The sequence below is a fragment of the Curtobacterium sp. P97 genome (assembly GCF_023712445.1).
In the GTDB taxonomy this organism is placed as follows: Bacteria; Actinomycetota; Actinomycetes; order Actinomycetales; family Microbacteriaceae; genus Curtobacterium.
Genome location: NZ_JAMAYF010000005.1, coordinates 139810 through 154690 on the forward strand (window position 1 = coordinate 139810; position 14881 = coordinate 154690).

The window sequence follows — 14881 nt, forward strand, 5'->3', positions numbered from 1 at the left end:
CGTCAGTTGCCGAAGCCCTGCGCCGATGCCGGCGCGGGGGTGAGGCCGGACTCCTGCGAGCCGGACCCGTCGAGCTCGGCGAGCTGACCCTGGATGTAGCTCTTGAGCTGCGCACGGTAGTCGCGCTCGAACGTGCGGAGCTCGTCGATCTTGCCCTCGAGCTGACGCTGCTCGCCCTCGAGCACGGCGACGCGCTGGCGGTTGGTGTTCTCGGTGTCGGCGATGATCTGGCGCTGCTTGGCCTCGGCCTCGGAGACCAGGCGAGCTGCCTGCGCGGTGCCCTCGGCGATGAGCGCGTCGCGCTTCTCGATGCCCTCGCGGACGTGCTCCTCGTGCAGACGACGAGCGAGCGTGAGGAGGTTCGTGGTGCCCTCGGTGTCCTCGTCGGCCGGGACGGTCGACGGCGCCGGAGCAGCGGCGGCGACCGGCGCGGGCTCCGGAGCAGCGGCGACGGGGGCCGGCTCGGGCTCGGGGGTCGACTCGGGCTGCTGCTCGACGGACTGCTCGGCGGCGGCCGGCTTCGGCGCCGACTCGGCGGCCTGCAGGCGCTGGCGGAGCTCGTCGTTCTCGGCCGTCAGGCGGCGGAGCTCGACGACGACCTCGTCCAGGAAGTCGTCGACCTCGTCCTGGTCGTAGCCCTCGCGGAACTTCGTCGGCTGGAACCGCTTGTTGACTACGTCTTCCGGCGTCAAAGCCATTGCCGTCACCTCAATAGAACTGCTGAACGTGTGGAACCACTTGCGTCGCGACCGAATCTACCAGCCACCACGAGCGGTGCGGATGCCCGCCGGAGCGGACATCGATCCCGACCACCGTACACCGCGGCCGGAGGGGAACCGCGACGTTCGTCGCGGCGTGGCGCGTGTCGCGGTGGGCGCGGGCTCAGAACCCGCGTGCGAGACCGCCGACGATCACCCGGAGGATGATCACGACGAGCATGACGATCGTCCACCCGAAGTCGAGCGCCACCGGCCCCAGCCGGAGCGGCGGGAGCAGGCGTCGGACGAACCTGATGGGCGGATCGGTCAGCGTGTACACCACGTCGGCGACCACGAGCAGGGCGCCACGAGGACGCCAGGACCGGTTGTACGCCTGGACGATGTCGAACGCGAACCGACCCCACATCACGAAGAAGTAGAGCAGGAGGGCGAAGGAGAGGATCCCGAAGACCACGGACACGATGGGGCTCGCTCGGCTCGGGTGCGTCCGCCGTCAGGGCGACCGCACGGGGCGGGGTGAACCGGGGTACGGCTCAGGACTGGGCGAAGAAGGACGCCTCGATGTCGGACTCTACCTCAGCGGGCTCACCGCTCACCGCGACGTGGGCCGGCGACAGCAGGAAGACCTTGTTCGTCACGCGCTCGATCTTGCCGTACAGACCGAGCGACAGGCCCGACGCGAAGTCGATCATGCGGCGGGCGTCCGACTCGGTCATCTGCGAGAGGTTGATGATGACGGGGATGCCGTCGCGGAAGCTCTCGGCGATGGACTGGGCGTCCTTGTACTCGCGCGGGTGGACGGTGAGGATCTCGTTCATTTCCTGGACCGGGGTCGCCTTCTGTGCGGTCGTGTGCGAGCGGCGGAGCGGGGTGACCTGAGCGCCGCGCTGGTGGGTGTGCGTCTTGGGCTCGGCGGGGACCGCTGCGGGAGCTGCTGCCGCCGGGGCAGCGGCTACGGGCGCAGCGGCGGCCGGAGCCTGCGCGGCCGGAGCTGCAGCGGGAGCCGTGGCAGGGGCGGCGGCCTGGCGCGTCGGCGCGGCCTGCTGCTGCTGCTCGTCCTCGTACAGTTCCTCGTCGGCGAGGCCGAGGTAGACCATCGTCTTCTTGAGCGGGTTCGCCATGGTTCCTCCGGAGGTCGGTGCTCGTGGGTGCCCTGCAACGAGGCTAGGGCGCGGCCGGCCGGTTTCCCGTGATTGCGGTCCCGATCCGCAGGTGTGTCGCGCCCTCCGCGATCGCCTCGGCGTGGTCCCCGCTCATGCCGGCCGAGATGTCGGTCGCGTCGGGGGCGATCGCCGCGACCCGGTCGGAGACGTCGCGGAGCCGCGCGAAGGCCCGTCGGGGCTCCTCGTCGAGGGGCGCGACCGCCATCACGCCGCGGAGTCGGATCGTCCCGGTGCGCAGGACCCGTTCGACCATCGCCTCGACCGCGTCCGGCTGGACGCCACCACGATCGGGGTCGTCGGTCAGGTTGACCTGCACGAAACCGTCGACCACCCGGGGCTCCGGCTCGGTCTCGGTCGGCGCGAAGGCATCGACGACGGAGTCGCGGTCGAGCGACTGCACGACATCGGCGTAGCGGCGCACCTGCCGCGCCTTCTTCGACTGCAGCTGACCGACGAAGTGCCACGTCAGGTCGAGGTCGGCCAGCTCGGCGGCCTTGGCCTGCGCCTCCTGGTGCCGGTTCTCCCCCACGTCGGTGACCCCGAGTGCGGCGAGCTCGCGGACCAGCGACGCCGGGTGGTACTTCGTCACGACGACGAGCGTGAGGTCGTCGGCCGAGCGCCCGGCGGACCGGGCGGCGTCGGCGACGGACGCGCGGACGGACGCGAGACGCGCCTCCAGTCCGTCACGGTCGACGGTCTGGAGGCGCGCATCACCTGCCATGGGTCGGCTTACTTCAGGAAGTCGGGGACGTCGAGCTCGTCGTCGTCGTCGAACGCCGGGTCGGCGGCACGACGCACGGGCGCCTCGTGCTCCTGCGTCGACCAGGACGGCGCGCTGGTCGCGGTGTCCTCGATCGCGCCGGTGCCGGCCGACGACGCCGCGGACGACGTGCCGGAGTCCGCCTCGACCCAGCTGGAGCGACGCTCCTTCTGCTGCGCGCCCGGCTCGCCGCCGTCGAAGCCCGCGGCGATGACGGTCACGCGGACCTCGTCGCCGAGGGTGTCGTCGATGACGGCACCGAAGATGATGTTGGCCTCGGGGTGGACGGCCTCCTGCACCAGGCGGGCGGCGTCGTTGATCTCGAAGATGCCGAGGTTCGACCCACCCTGGATCGACAGGAGCACACCGTGCGCGCCGTCGATCGAGGCCTCGAGCAGCGGCGACGCGACGGCGAGCTCGGCCGCCTTGATCGCACGGTCCGCCCCGCGGGACGAGCCGATGCCCATGAGGGCCGAACCGGCACCCTGCATGACGCTCTTGACGTCCGCGAAGTCGAGGTTGATGAGACCAGGGGTGGTGATGAGGTCGGTGATGCCCTGGACACCCGCGAGCAGCACCTGGTCGGCGGTCGCGAAGGCCTCGACCATCGAGATGCCACGGTCGCTGATCTCGAGCAGGCGGTCGTTCGGCACGACGATGAGCGTGTCGACCTCGTCCTTGAGTCCGGCGACGCCGTTCTCGGCCTGGGACTGCCGACGCTTGCCCTCGAAGCTGAACGGCTTCGTGACGACGCCGATGGTGAGCGCACCGATCGACTTCGCGATCCGTGCGACGACGGGCGCACCGCCGGTGCCGGTACCGCCGCCCTCACCCGCGGTGACGAAGACCATGTCGGCGCCCGCGAGGGCCTCCTCGATCTCCTCGGCGTGGTCCTCGGCGGCACGACGGCCGACCTCGGGGTCCGCGCCGGCGCCGAGGCCCCGGGTGATCTCACGACCGACGTCGAGCTTGACGTCGGCGTCGCTGAGCAGCAGCGCCTGCGCGTCGGTGTTGATCGCGATGAACTCGACCCCACGGAGGCCCAGCTCGATCATGCGGTTCACGGCGTTCACGCCGCCGCCGCCGACACCGACGACCTTGATGACGGCGAGGTAGTTGTGGTTCGTGGTCACGTCAGTCGGGCCTCCGGTCGAACCCTCAACCTCTACTTGAAGTTCAGGGGCAATGCTGGTAGTTGCGGTGCTTCCACGACGCTACGGGTGCGCTCCGCGGGCTGTCGCCCCGCCACGCCGCGTGTCGCGGATCGCGTCGCCGAGATTCCCGCCGCGAGCGGCTCGGCGGTGGTCGTCGGACCCGCCGCTCGTCACTGCGCCGGTCGGACGATGCCGTTGTCCGGTGCCGAGACGTCGAACTCGACCTCGGTGTCGGGATCGCGCGACGCGTGGTCCGCGACGAGGGCCGCGAGCAGCGACGCCTTCGCGTCGGAGGCGTCCGGGCTGCCCCAGACCACGGTCGACCCGTCGTCGAGCGTGAGCGTGACGTCGTCGGCGGTGGTCGCCCGGACGTCCGTGACCTGCCGACGGACCGTCGACGGCAGCGACAGCACGACCTCGGTCATCGTCCGGAACACCGGCGAGCCGAGCTCGGCGCGCTGCACGTCGGCGACCGGCACGCCCTCCGGACGGTCCGGCGACGACTGCACCACGATGCCCGCCGGGTCGACCAGGTCGAACGAGTCCCCCGAACGGACGGCGACGACGGGCGTCCGCTCCGTGACGGTCACGACGAGGGTGTGCGGCGGGACCTCCTCGGTGACGTAGCTCTCGATCAGCGGGAAGCCGGCGATGTCGCGCTTGACCTCGCCGAAGTCGATGCGGGCCAGCGGGGTGCCCACCTGGTCGGAGAGCGCCTGGCGGAGCGCGGTCGCGTCGACGCGCTCGGTGCCGCGGACCTCGATCGTGCGCAGGGCCATCAGCGGTGAGTAGACGGCGACCAGGATCGACGCGCCGAAGACCACCACGACGGTGCCCGCGGTGATCCAGGCAGCACGGCGGTGTCGTGCACGCCGGGTGAAGCGCCGCACCTCGGCCCGCTCGAGCAGCCGCCGGCGACGTCTCGCCACCCGTGCCTCGCGCGCGGTCTCGGCAGCGCGGACGCCGGCACCGATCGGGGACCCGTGCTCGTCGTCGGCCGCCGGGCGGGCAGCACCGGGCGCGTCGATCACGTCGGTGACGGTGGCCGCACCGGTCGCGTCGTCCGGGGCCGGCTCCTCCGTCGTCGGGTCGGCCGTGGTCGCGCCCGCACCGCGGGGCGCGGTGTCCGCACCGGGGCGCGACGCGGCGCCGCCGTCACGGGCAGCGGCGGACGTCCTGCCCGCGTGGTCCTCGTCCGGGGTGTACTCGCGCAGGCGCTCGGCCACGGTCGACCAGCCGGCACCGAGGCGGCGGCCGGCGGCGCCGGCGAGGGCGCCAGCGCGCTCGCGCTGCCCCTGCGCAGACGGCGGCTTCGACGAGGATCTCGGCGTCGCGCGGTGCTCGTCGGGACCTGGCGCGGCGGTGGGGGCGACCGGCTCGTCGACGGGGGCCGGCGGGGCGGTGGTGGGTCGCGCCTCCCGGCCGTCCGCCGCCGCGCCGCGTGCCGGTCGACGCGACGTCAGGGGACCACGGCGCTGCCGCGGGGCGCGGGCACCGTCGGCCGGGGCCTCCGGTTCCTCCGGACGCCCGTCGAAGCCCTCGGGACGCTTCACTGCGCGCGGTCCCCGTCGCCGTCGTGCCGCAGCGCGCCGAGCACCTGCGGGATGATCCGGTAGACGTCGCCGCAGCTGAGCGTCATGACGATGTCACCGTCGCGGGCGACCTCGGCCGCGCGTGCAGCGGCGTCGTCCCAGTCCGGCAGGAACTCGACCCTGGACTGGTCGACGAAGCGCTCCTGCACGAGGGCGCCCGTGACGCCGGGCTCCGGGTCCTCGCGGGCGCCGTACACGTCGAGCACGACCGTGTGGTCGGCCAGCTCCTCGTAGACGCGGGCGAAGTCGCCGGCCATGAGCCGCGTGCGCGAGTACAGGTGCGGCTGGTGGATCGCGATGATCCGACCGTCGCCGACGACGTTGCGTGCTGCGCGGAGCGCGGCCGCGACCTCCGTGGGGTGGTGCGCGTAGTCGTCGTACACCGAGACCCCGCGCTCGACACCGTGCAGCTCGAAGCGACGCTCGGTGCCGCCGAACGCCTCGATCCCCCGGATCGCGTCGGCGGGCGCGACACCCAACCCGGTGAGCACCGCGAAGGCGCCCACCGCGTTGACGGCGTTGTGGCGGCCGGGCACCCGGAGCGTCATGTGGTGCTGTTCCCCGCCGGCGCGGAGGTCGACCTCGACGCTCGCCGCCTCGACGATGCGCTCGATGCGGACGTCGGCGTCGGCGGCCTCGCCGAACGTGACGACCTCGGGCGCGTGCTCGCGTGCCCGCACGCCCTCGGTGACGCGCTTCGCGCCCGCGTCGTCGCTCGACACGACGATGCGCTCGCTCGCCTTCGCGGCGAACTCGACGAAGGCGTCGATGAAGGCCTGCTCGCTGCCGTAGTGGTCGAGGTGGTCGGCGTCCACGTTCGTGATGAGCGCGACCGCGACGTCGTAGAGCAGGAAGGACCCGTCGGACTCGTCCGCCTCGACGACGAACAGGTCGCTGCCACCGGGGGCCGAACTCGTGCCGAGCGACTGGATGACGCCGCCGTTGACGAAGCTCGGGTCGAGACCGAGCTCGACCATGGCGGTCACGATCATGCCCGTCGAGGTGGTCTTGCCGTGCGCGCCCGCGACCGCGACGAGGCGGTGCTCGGCGATCAGCGCGGCGAGGGCCTGGGACCGGTGCAGCACCGGGAGCCCGCGACGCTGCGCCTCGAGGAGCTCGGGGTTGTCCGGCCACAGCGCGCTCGTGACCACCACGGTGTCGGCGTCGGCGAGGTTCGCGGCGTCGTGGCCGATGTGCACCTCGGCACCGAGGTCGCGCATCGTGCCGGTCGTCGCGGTCTCGCGGGAGTCGCTGCCCGTGACCCGGTGCCCGGCGGCCAGGAACATCCGCGCGATGCCGCTCATCCCGGAGCCGCCGATGCCGACGAAGTGGACCGTGCCGAGGTCGTCCGGGATCGGCTGGGTCAGGTCCGGCTTGATGGTCATCGTTCCTCCGTGGTGCTGGTGCTGGTGCGCTGCGCGGCCTCGCGTACGAGGGCCGTCATCCGGTCCGCCCCGTCGCGGTGTCCGACGCTGCCGGCTCGGACGGCCATGTCGGCGATCCGCGCACGGTCCCGCAGGATCGGCAGCAGCTGGAACGTCACCCACTCGTCCGTGAACGCCGCGTCGTCGACGAGCACCGCTCCCCCGGCGCCGACGACGTCCGCCGCGTTGTGCCGCTGCTCGCCGTTGCCGACCGGGTACGGCACGAGCACGCTCGGCAACCCGACGGCCGTCAGCTCGCACACCATGCCGGCACCCGAGCGGGACACGACGAAGTCGGACGCGGCGTAGGCCAGGTCCATGCGGTCGCAGTACGGCAGGACGTGGTAGCCGTCGAGGTCGCTCGGTCCGATGTCCGACTTGCCGCCGACGACGTGCAGGACCTGCCACCCGGCGTCGACGATCGCCGTCGCCGAGCGGTTCACCGTCGTGTTGATGCTCCGCGCACCGGACGAGCCGCCCGTGACGAGCAGCACCGGGCGCTCCGCGTCGAGGCCGAACTCGGCCAGGCCCTCGGCCCGCGCGGCACGGCGGTCGAGCGTCTCGACCTCCCTGCGGAGCGGCATCCCGACCACGCGTCCGTGGCGCAGGTGGGTGTTCGAGAACGTCAGGCCCACGTGCCGGGTCAGCAGGGCGGCGAGCCGGTTCGCGAGCCCGGGCTTGGCGTTCTGCTCGTGCACGACGATCGGCGTCCCGGTCCGCTTCGCAGCGATGTACGCCGGCGCCGCCGCGTAGCCGCCGACGCCCAGGACGACCTCGACGTCGTGCTCGCGGATGAAGCGCTCGGTGCGTCGGACCGCACCGAGGAAGCCGCCGGGGAACCGGAGCGCCCGGGCGTCGAGCCGGCGCGGGAAGGGCAGGCGCGGGATCGTCAACAGCTCGTAACCGCGCATCGGCACGAGTCGCGACTCGAGCCCCTCGGCGGTGCCGAGGACGAGCACGCGGGCGTCCGGGTCCTGTTCGGTCAGCCGGTCGGCGACCGCGAGCAGCGGGTTGACGTGTCCGGCGGTGCCACCGCCGGCGAAGAGGTAGGTGCTCACCGGAGCACTCCGTTCTGTGGTGCGGAGCCGGCGCGCGGTGCCGCGGTCCGGCCCTTGCCGGGCAGTTCGCGGGCGAAGGACAGCACGACGCCGATCGCCACGAGGGTCATGATGAGGGCCGATCCACCGGCCGAGATGAGCGGCAGCGGCACGCCGAGGACCGGCAGCAGGCCGAGCACCACCGCGATGTTGACGAGCGCCTGCCCGATGATCCAGGCCAGGATCGCGCCCGTGACCGTCCGGACGAACGGGTCGTCCGACTGGCGGATGACCTTGATCATGCTGACCGCGAGGACGATGAACAGCGCCAGCACGACCACGGCGCCGATGAGCCCGAGTTCCTCGCCGATGATCGCGAAGATGTAGTCGTTGTCCGCCTCGGGCAGCCACGACCACTTCGCCTTCGAGTTGCCCAGGCCGACGCCGAACACGCCACCGGACGCCAGGGCCCACATGCCGTGCACGGGCTGCCAGCAGAGGTCCTGGTACTGGTTCGAGTCGGTGCATCCGGAGAGCCACGCGTTGATGCGGTACTGCCGCGAGGCCGACGCCATCGTGACGAACGGCAGCACGACGGCGACCGCCCCGAGGATGACGAGCAGGTGCTTCGCCCGCGCGCCCCCGATGAAGAGCGCACCGAGCAGCAGGACCAGCATGATCATCGCGGTTCCCTGGTCACCGCCGAGCAGCACCATCCCGAGCGGCAGCACCGTCGCGATGCCGACCGGCACGAACAGTTCCTTCCACTCCCGCAGCCGGTCACGCTTCACGTAGATGATCGCGCCGACGGCCAGGGCGATGCCGAGCTTGACGGCCTCGGACGGCTGGGCGCTGAACGAGCCGAGCTTGATCCAGTTCCGGTTGCCCTGGATCTCGATGCCGAGCGGCGTGTAGACGAGCAGCTGCAGGACCAGCGCCGCGGCGAGGATCCGCATCGCCCACTTCCGCCAGAGACGCGCGGGGACGCGGCTCGCGACGAGCATGAGCGGGACGCCGAGCACGGCGTACAGCCCCTGCTTGGACGCTGCGCCGAAGAAGTCGTGGGTGGCGGCGTACTGCTCGACGCTCGACGACGACAGCACCATCACGACGCCGAACACGACGAGGAAGAGCGTGACGCCCAGGATCGTGTAGAAGGTGCTCGACTCGGCGACGAAGACGTTCTTGACCGCGACGACGGCGCCCCGCGCACGGCGCTGCGGACCGGCGTGCTCGCCGCCCGCGGACGCGGTTCCCGTGTGTCCGGTACTGCCCGTCGTGCGGCCGCCGCTACGGCCGCTCGGGAGATCCGTGGTCGCCATCGGCTGTGCCTCCCAGGTGTTCGTGGACCGCCGCCGCGAACCGGCGCCCCCGGTCCGCGTACGAACCGAACTGGTCGAACGACGCCGCCGCGGGGGCGAGGAGGACCGTGTCGCCCGGTCGTGCGACCGATGCGGCATGCCGGACCGCCTCGGGCATGACGTGATCAGTGTCCGTCGCCTCGACCTGCAGGACCGGGACCGTCGGCGCGTGTCGCGCGAATGCCTCGAGCACCGGTGTGCGGTCCGTCCCGATGACGACGACCGCTCGGGCCGTGGGGCCGAAGCGCTCGACGAGGCCGTCGATGTCGACGCCCTTGAACTGCCCGCCGACGATCCAGACGACGGTCTCGAACGATGCCAGCGATGCCGTGGCGGCGTGCGGGTTGGTCGCCTTCGAGTCGTCGACCCAGGCGACGCCGTCCGCCGTCGCGACGTGCTCGGTCCGGTGGTGGTCGGCGCGGAAGTCCTGCACGGCAGCGCGGATGTGCGCGGGCTCGACGGCGGCAGCACGCGCGAGGGCGGCCGCGGCGAGGACGTTCATGGTCATGTGCGGACTGGCGAGCCCGGCCTGCTCGAGGTCCGCCACGGTGGCGAACTCGAGCGCGCTGTTGCGCCGGTCCTCGGTGAAGGCGCGGTCGCAGAGCACGTCGTCCACGATCCCGACATCGCCCGGCGCGGGGACCCCGGGCGTGAAGCCCACGGCACGGCACCCCTCGACCACGTCGGCGCCCTCGACCATGCGACGGGTCGACTCGTCCGAGGTGTTGTAGACGCAGGCCGTCACGGTGCGCTCGTAGACCTTGGCCTTCGCCGCGCGGTACGCCTCGGCGGACCCGTGCCACTCGAGGTGGTCGTCCGCGATGTTGAGGCAGGTGCTCGCGAGCGGCACGACGGCACCGTCGCCCGAGGTGGGCAGGTAGTGCAGCTGGTGGCTCGAGAGCTCGACGACCAGCACGTCGAAGCCCTCCGGGTCACGGACGACATCGAGCACCGGTACGCCGATGTTCCCGCAGGCGACCGCGCGGAGCCCGGCGGCCGCGAACATCGCGGTCGTCAGCTGCGTCGTCGTGGTCTTGCCGTTCGTTCCCGTGATGGTCACCCACGGTGCGGCGATCGGGCCACGGACGACCTTGTCGCGCACGCGCCAGGCGAGCTCGATGTCCCCCCACACGGTGCTGTGCTCGACCGCCCAGCGGACCGTGGCGTTGTGCGGCGGCAGACCGGGCGACACGACGACGACGTCCGGGGCCTGGGCCACGAGGGCGGCCGGCACGGTGTCGAGCGACGTGCGCTCGAACCGGGCGCCGATCACGTCGAGCAGCTCCACGGTGTCGGCGGGTCCGTCCGGCGCGAGGACGACCACGTCGCTGCCGAGCTCCACGAGCGTGTCGGCGACGGAGAAACCGGTCGAGCCGAGGCCGAGCACGGCGACCCGCAGCCCCTTCCAGCCCTCGGCGTACCAGCTGTCGAGTCCTTCGAGGCGGGCGTCAGCCGACACGGGCGATCCACTCCAGGTAGAAGAGCCCGACACCGGCCGCGACGCAGAGCCCCGCGATGATCCAGAACCGGACGACGACGGTCACCTCGGCCCACCCCTTCAGCTCGAAGTGGTGGTGCAGCGGGCTCATCCGGAAGATGCGCTTGCCGTGGGTGATCTTGAAGTAGGCGCGCTGCAGGATGACCGAGCCGGTCACGATGAAGAACAGGCCACCGATGAGGATCAGCAGCAGCTCGGTGCGGCTGAGGATCGCCAGGCCGGCCAGCGCTCCGCCGAGGCCGAGCGAACCGGTGTCGCCGAGGAAGATCTGCGCCGGCGAGGTGTTGTACCAGAGGAACCCGATCAGGCCACCGCAGACCGCGGCCGCGACGACCGCGAGGTCGAGCGGGTCGGACGTGCTGTAGCAGGCGTGCGCGGTGCTCTCGTCGAGTCGGACGCCGCCGCAGATCTGGTTCGACTGCCAGAAGCCGATGATGACGTACGACCCGATCGCCAGGATGCTCGAGCCGGTGGCGAGGCCGTCCAGCCCGTCGGCGACGTTCACGCCGTTCGACGTGGACACCGTCAGCAGCACGATCCACGCGAGGTACAGGATCGTCCCGATGACGGTTCCGAGGACCATGAAGTCCAACCACGGGACGTCGCGGATCGCGGAGATCATCGTCGATGCCGGGGGCTTGCCGTTGCCGGTCGGCACGACGAGGGCGATCGTCGCGAACACGACGCCGACGATGACCTGCCCCAGGACCTTCGCCCAGCCGCCGAGCCCGAGGCTCCGCTGCCGACGGACCTTGAGGAAGTCGTCGATGAACCCGACGAACCCGAGCCCGACCATGAGGAAGAGCACGAGCAGTCCGGACAGCGTGACCGAGTCGCGGCCCACCAGGTGTCCGACGAAGTAGCCGAGCACCGCGCCGATGATCAGGACGATGCCGCCCATGGTGGCGGTACCGCGCTTCGTGTGGTGTGACTGCGGGCCGTCGTCACGGATGAACTGTCCCCAGCCGAGGCGGTGGAACAGCTTGATGAAGAGCGGTGTGAGCAGCAGTGTGAACACCAGCGCCACGGCGCCGGCGACGAGGAGCGCGATCATTCGGTGACACCTCCGAGGCGGTCGCCGAGGAATCGCAGTTCGGCGGACTTCGAGGACTTGACGAGGACGACGTCGCCGGGGCGGACCATCTCCTGCAGGGCGTGGACGGCTGCGTCGACGTCCTCGATGTACACGGACTCGCCGTCCCACGATCCCTCGAGGGTGGCGGCCTGGTGGATCGGCGCGGCGCCGGGTCCGACGACCACGAGCTGTCCGATGCCGAGACGGACGACGAGCCGACCGATGCGGTCGTGCTCCTCCGTCGAGAACTCCCCGAGCTCCGCCATCTCGCCGAGCACGGCGACGGAGCGCTCCCCCGGACGCACGACCTGCGCCAGGGTGCGGAGCGCCGCGGCCGTCGAGTCCGGCGACGCGTTGTAGGCGTCGTTGATGACGGTCACGCCCTCCGGTCCGCCCTGGAGCAGCTCCATGCGCCAGCGCTCGGCCCGCGTCATCGACGCGAGCGCCTCGGCGCCGGCGGCGAGCGGGACGCCCCACAGGTGGGCGACGGTGAGGGCGGCCGACGCGTTCATCGCGTGGTGCTCGCCGAGGATGGCGAGGCGGACGTCGACGGTCTGCGGGACCGGGGACGTGCCTCCAGGACGGTCCGCGGCGGCCTCGGCCGGGACGGGAGGCGCGGTGAGCGTGAAGCGCGTACCGCTGCGGTCCGTCTCGATGCCGGAGACGCGGTAGTCCGCGCCGGCCGACGTGCCGAAGCCGACGACGGTCGCGTCGGTGAGCGCACGCATGGACGCGACGCGGTCGTCGTCCACGTTGAGCAGTGCGGTCGCGGTGGCGGGCAGGTCGGTGACCATCTCCGACTTCGCGCGCTGGGTCGCCTCGATCCCGCCGAACTCGCCGGCGTGCGCGAGCCCGACCTTCAGGACGACACCGACGTCCGGCTCGGCGATCGCGACGAGCTTGGCGATGTGCCCCTTGCCGCTGGCACCCATCTCCACGACGAGGAACCGCGTGTCGTGGGTGATGCGGAGCATCGAGACGGGGGCGCCGACGTGGTTGTTGAACGATCCCTGCGGCGCCACGGTCGCACCGTGCTGCTCGAGGATCGTGCGGAGCATGTTCTTGGTGCTCGTCTTGCCGTTCGAGCCGGTGATCCCGACGACGCGCAGCGGCGCCGGCAGTCCCTGCTCGTCGACGCGGTGGGCGCTCGAGGCGCGGACCCGCGCCACGACCTCGTGCGCGAGGGCGGCGAGGGCGGCGTAGCCGTCGGACACGACGACCTGCGCGGTGCCGGCGCCGTCGGGCAGGTCGACGGCGCGCTCGGTCACGACCAGGGCCGCACCGGCCTCGACCGCGTTCGGCACGAAGCGGTGGCCGTCGGTCTCCTCCCCGAGCAGCGCGAAGAACACGCTGCCGGTGTCGACGAGGCGCGAGTCGGTCTCGACGCTGCCGTCGACGACCTGCTCCGGGGCACCGCTGACGAGCTCGCCGCCGATCGCGGCGGCGATCTCGGCGAGGGTCAGGGCGATCATCGGGTCTCCTCCGCCGGGCCGGAGTTCGGCTCCCAGCCGGCTTCGCGCAGTGCCTGCCGGGCCTCGTCACGCGCCGAGTAGGGCGTCCGGACGCCCGCGATGTCGCGGTAGTCCTGGTGGCCGGGGCCGGCCCAGAGGATCGAGTCTCCGTCGCCGACCAGGCTCACGGCCGTGCGGATCGCCGCCTCCGGCGGGCTGACCTCGTACGTCTCGTGGTCCGGGTAGGCCTCGCGCGCGGCGTCGACCAGGGTCTTCCGGATGGACGCGGCGTCCTCGAAGCGAGGGTGGTGGTCCGTGACGACGAGGATGTCGCTCCCCGCGGCGGCGACGCGCGCCATGTCGCCGCGCTTCGTCGTGTCGCGGTCGCCGTCGGCGCCGAAGAGCATGAGGACCCTGCCCGGCGTGAACTGCCGGACGGCCGCCAGCGTGTTCTCGAAGGCGTCGGCGCTGTGACCGAAGTCGACGTAGACGCTCGGGCCGGCGTCCCCCGACACCCGCTCGGTCCGACCGGGCAGGTAGCACTCGATGGCGCTGACCGGCTGCTCGTCGGTCTCGTCCGCGTAGTGCCGGTGGTTCGAGCCGAGGGCGTGCGCGATGGCGCCGAGCTCGAACCCGCCCTCGACGAGCATCACGATCGCGAGCGCCGCGTTGGCCGCCATGTGCCAGCCGATGAGCGGCACACGGGTCGTGAGCTCACGCCCCTCGGGCCCGGTGAGGCGGAACTCGGTGTAGGCGGCGTGCGCCTCGACGATGTCGACGTGCCACTCGGCCTCGACCTCGGGGTGCACCGTGATCGTCGTGACGGGGATGCGGGAGTCCTGCACCACGCGGTGGCCCCAGTCGGTGTCCAGCGAGACGACGCCGCGACGGGCGTGCTCGGGCTGGAACAGCGGGAGCTTCGCCTGGTAGTACTCCTCCATGTCGGCGTAGTCGTCGAGGTGGTCGTGGGACAGGTTCGTGAACCCGGCGACGTCGAACACGATGCCGTCGACGCGATGGCGGCTCAGGGCCTGGGCGCTGACCTCGACGGCGACGGCGCGGACCTCGGACTCGCGCATGCGGGCCAGGAGCGCGTGCATCTCGCTCGCCTCGGGGGTGGTCAGGCGGCTCGTCACGCTGAGCGAGCCGATGTGGCGCTCCGCGGTCGAGCTGAGGCCGGTGACCAGGCCGAGCTGCTTGAGGATGCCCTCGAGGATGTACGACGTGCTGGTCTTGCCGTTCGTGCCCGTCGTCGCGAAGAGCTGCGGCAGGTCGGTGGCCTCGTCCGGGTGGGTGCGGTAGACCCACGCCGAGACGTCGCCGAGCGCGGCGCGCGGGTCCTCGACCACCAGCACCGGCAGGCCGGAGGGCTCGGCGAGTGCGACGCCGTCGGCGTCGGTCAGCACCGCGACGGCACCGCGCTCGGCGGCCTCGGTCGCGAACTGGGCGCCGTGTCGGTTCGCGCCGTGCACGCCGACGAACAGGTCACCCGGCTGCACCTCGGCAGCGCTCAGCGTGACGCCCGTCGTCTCGACGGCGTCGACGGAGCCGACCACGCGCATGCCGAACGCGTTCGCGAGTTCGGCGACGCTCCTCGGGGTCGGGTGTTCGGGTCGGAGGACCGGGGGGATCCGTGCGGACAAGTGC

The 14881-nt window shown here is 72.0% G+C and carries 13 protein-coding genes; all 13 read right to left on the minus strand.

Features of this window, described 5'->3' with window-relative positions; translation table 11 throughout:
* Nucleotides 1-2: 2 nt before the first annotated feature.
* Complete coding sequence (locus M3677_RS07130; protein WP_066653770.1) at nucleotides 3-698, minus strand: DivIVA domain-containing protein; 696 nt, start codon at nucleotides 696-698, stop codon at nucleotides 3-5.
* Nucleotides 699-882: 184 nt separating this feature from the next.
* A complete protein-coding gene (locus M3677_RS07135) occupies nucleotides 883-1179 on the minus strand; it encodes a YggT family protein (protein ID WP_235426555.1) in 297 nt (98 codons plus the stop codon).
* A 73-nt stretch (nucleotides 1180-1252) separates the two neighbouring features.
* Nucleotides 1253-1840 carry a cell division protein SepF gene (locus tag M3677_RS07140; RefSeq protein WP_251160124.1) on the minus strand — a complete coding sequence of 196 codons (588 nt, stop codon included), beginning with the start codon at nucleotides 1838-1840 and terminating at the stop codon, nucleotides 1253-1255.
* Nucleotides 1841-1883: 43 nt separating this feature from the next.
* Complete coding sequence (locus M3677_RS07145; protein WP_066653762.1) at nucleotides 1884-2603, minus strand: YggS family pyridoxal phosphate-dependent enzyme; 720 nt, start codon at nucleotides 2601-2603, stop codon at nucleotides 1884-1886.
* Between the two features lie 8 nt (nucleotides 2604-2611).
* The gene (gene ftsZ / locus M3677_RS07150) at nucleotides 2612-3775 is read right to left on the minus strand and encodes a cell division protein FtsZ (RefSeq protein WP_066653758.1); all 1164 of its coding nucleotides are present in this window, start codon (nucleotides 3773-3775) and stop codon (nucleotides 2612-2614) included.
* Between the two features lie 191 nt (nucleotides 3776-3966).
* Entirely contained in the window at nucleotides 3967-5349 is a 1383-nt protein-coding gene (locus M3677_RS18375; protein WP_251160125.1) for an FtsQ-type POTRA domain-containing protein, read from the minus strand.
* Nucleotides 5346-6773, minus strand: coding sequence for a UDP-N-acetylmuramate--L-alanine ligase (gene murC, locus M3677_RS07160; RefSeq protein WP_066653754.1), 1428 nt, complete (start codon nucleotides 6771-6773; stop codon nucleotides 5346-5348). Before murC ends, M3677_RS18375 begins: the two co-directional genes overlap by 4 nt.
* Nucleotides 6770-7870 (minus strand): UDP-N-acetylglucosamine--N-acetylmuramyl-(pentapeptide) pyrophosphoryl-undecaprenol N-acetylglucosamine transferase, encoded by a 1101-nt coding sequence (locus tag M3677_RS07165; RefSeq protein WP_209683081.1) that lies wholly within the window; start codon nucleotides 7868-7870, stop codon nucleotides 6770-6772. Before M3677_RS07165 ends, murC begins: the two co-directional genes overlap by 4 nt.
* On the minus strand, nucleotides 7867-9171 hold the full coding sequence (gene ftsW, locus M3677_RS07170) for a putative lipid II flippase FtsW (protein ID WP_209683083.1): 1305 nt from the start codon (nucleotides 9169-9171) through the stop codon (nucleotides 7867-7869). Before ftsW ends, M3677_RS07165 begins: the two co-directional genes overlap by 4 nt.
* Nucleotides 9140-10669: a UDP-N-acetylmuramoyl-L-alanine--D-glutamate ligase gene (gene murD, locus M3677_RS07175; RefSeq protein ID WP_251160126.1), complete on the minus strand. Its 1530-nt coding sequence runs from the start codon at nucleotides 10667-10669 to the stop codon at nucleotides 9140-9142. Before murD ends, ftsW begins: the two co-directional genes overlap by 32 nt.
* Complete coding sequence (gene mraY / locus M3677_RS07180) at nucleotides 10659-11762, minus strand: phospho-N-acetylmuramoyl-pentapeptide-transferase (RefSeq protein ID WP_066653744.1); 1104 nt, start codon at nucleotides 11760-11762, stop codon at nucleotides 10659-10661. Before mraY ends, murD begins: the two co-directional genes overlap by 11 nt.
* Nucleotides 11759-13255: a UDP-N-acetylmuramoyl-tripeptide--D-alanyl-D-alanine ligase gene (murF, locus tag M3677_RS07185; protein ID WP_251160127.1), complete on the minus strand. Its 1497-nt coding sequence runs from the start codon at nucleotides 13253-13255 to the stop codon at nucleotides 11759-11761. The genes mraY and murF overlap by 4 nt, the downstream gene beginning before the upstream one ends.
* Nucleotides 13252-14877 carry a Mur ligase family protein gene (locus tag M3677_RS07190; RefSeq protein ID WP_066658047.1) on the minus strand — a complete coding sequence of 542 codons (1626 nt, stop codon included), beginning with the start codon at nucleotides 14875-14877 and terminating at the stop codon, nucleotides 13252-13254. Before M3677_RS07190 ends, murF begins: the two co-directional genes overlap by 4 nt.
* Nucleotides 14878-14881 lie beyond the last annotated feature (4 nt).

What these genes read in the sequence shown, in the direction of transcription:
- M3677_RS07130 (WP_066653770.1), bottom strand. Translation starts at nt 698, where the DNA reads ATGGCTTTGACGCCGGAAGACGTAGTCAACAAGCGGTTCCAGCCGACG.
- M3677_RS07140 (WP_251160124.1), bottom strand. Translation starts at nt 1,840, where the DNA reads ATGGCGAACCCGCTCAAGAAGACGATGGTCTACCTCGGCCTCGCCGAC.
- M3677_RS07145 (WP_066653762.1), bottom strand. Translation starts at nt 2,603, where the DNA reads ATGGCAGGTGATGCGCGCCTCCAGACCGTCGACCGTGACGGACTGGAG.
- murC (WP_066653754.1), bottom strand. Translation starts at nt 6,773, where the DNA reads ATGACCATCAAGCCGGACCTGACCCAGCCGATCCCGGACGACCTCGGC.
- ftsW (WP_209683083.1), bottom strand. Translation starts at nt 9,171, where the DNA reads ATGGCGACCACGGATCTCCCGAGCGGCCGTAGCGGCGGCCGCACGACG.
- mraY (WP_066653744.1), bottom strand. Translation starts at nt 11,762, where the DNA reads ATGATCGCGCTCCTCGTCGCCGGCGCCGTGGCGCTGGTGTTCACACTG.
- murF (WP_251160127.1), bottom strand. Translation starts at nt 13,255, where the DNA reads ATGATCGCCCTGACCCTCGCCGAGATCGCCGCCGCGATCGGCGGCGAG.